At 45.3% G+C, this 1,187-nt stretch carries 1 protein-coding gene; it reads left to right on the top strand.

The window, feature by feature from the left end:
• Positions 1–647: 647 nt before the first annotated feature.
• Positions 648–1,187, top strand: a 540-nt coding sequence (locus QUA77_RS29155; RefSeq protein ID WP_333454114.1) for a reverse transcriptase N-terminal domain-containing protein, incomplete at its 3' end; no start/stop codon positions are given.

The following is a 1,187-nucleotide window of genomic DNA, read 5'->3' as shown; positions in this document are numbered from 1 at the left end:
GTGCGATTCGTTGGGTAGAAACTAACCCTGAAATGGGTAGAGGATTACCCGCAAGCTACACAAGAATCTTCTCCCAAAGGGAGAGGCTTCGCCAAGACAATTTGATAGTCATGTGGGTGAGGTAAATATCCTAGAAAACTAAGTCCCACCCTCCAGGTGCAGGAGTGAAAGCACACAGAGCGCAGTCAAGAATTGCGTCCCCCAGGGTAGCGACTAGCCATCAATCCTTGAAGCGGGGGTGAAAGGTGTTAAATACTGGAAGCCTAATCCGGTATACATCAAGCAAGAGTTCATGAGTAGGAATACGAAGGTATGTTTGAACCATCGTCAGAAATAACCAGCGCAATCAGGCTGAAACGCTGGGAGTCCCAAAAGGGCAAGGATAATGGGGAGTTGGCAAGGTCCTGGGTGTCCAACAAGCACTTCCTCTAAACCCGGTGGATAGTACCGCTCTAAAAACTCAAACAATGACTATCAGAAACGAAATAACCTCTCGTCTGTTCTCAATCTTCAATGATTGAGTAGGTGCTAACTAATACGAAGAGTAGGCAAGATTGATTCAAAAGCAAAACGCCTCACTGTAATGGTGAGGATATGCAGACAGAATCACGGTGATTTGGAAGATGAAGTTTCCAGTAGCAGTAAATATGTCTAATACGAGTTTAAAGACTACGGGGGAATGGCATTCTATTAACTGGCGAAAGCTAGAACGTAGAGTGTATAAGCTGCAACAGAGAATTTATCAAGCCTCGATTCGTGGCGATGTAAAAACATATCGCAGACTCCAAAAAACGTTGATGAATTCTTGGTCAGCAAGAGCGTTAGCGGTTCGTAGAGTTACCCAGGATAATTGCGGCAAAAAGACGGCAGGTGTAGACGGCGTTAAATCGCTGACTCCTAATCTCCGTCTTGCCTTGATAAATCAAATAAAACTGGGTTCTAAGGTCAGCCCGACTAGGCGTGTATGGATTCCCAAGCCTGGACGTGATCAGAAGCGACCTTTAGGAATACCTACAATGGATGACCGCGCCTTGCAAACGCTTGTCAAACTGGCATTAGAACCAGAATGGGAAGCGCGATTTGAACCAAACTCATACGGGTTCAGAGCCGGAAGGTCATGTCATGATGCAATCGAAGCAATCTTTAACTCCATCAGGTATAAACAAAAGTTTGTACTTGATGCTGAC

Source organism: Microcoleus sp. K5-D4, assembly GCF_036704575.1.
Lineage (GTDB): Bacteria > Cyanobacteriota > Cyanobacteriia > Cyanobacteriales > Microcoleaceae > Microcoleus.
The sequence above is the reverse complement of the archived record's forward strand: the minus strand, read 5'-3'. Positions and strand labels throughout refer to the sequence as shown.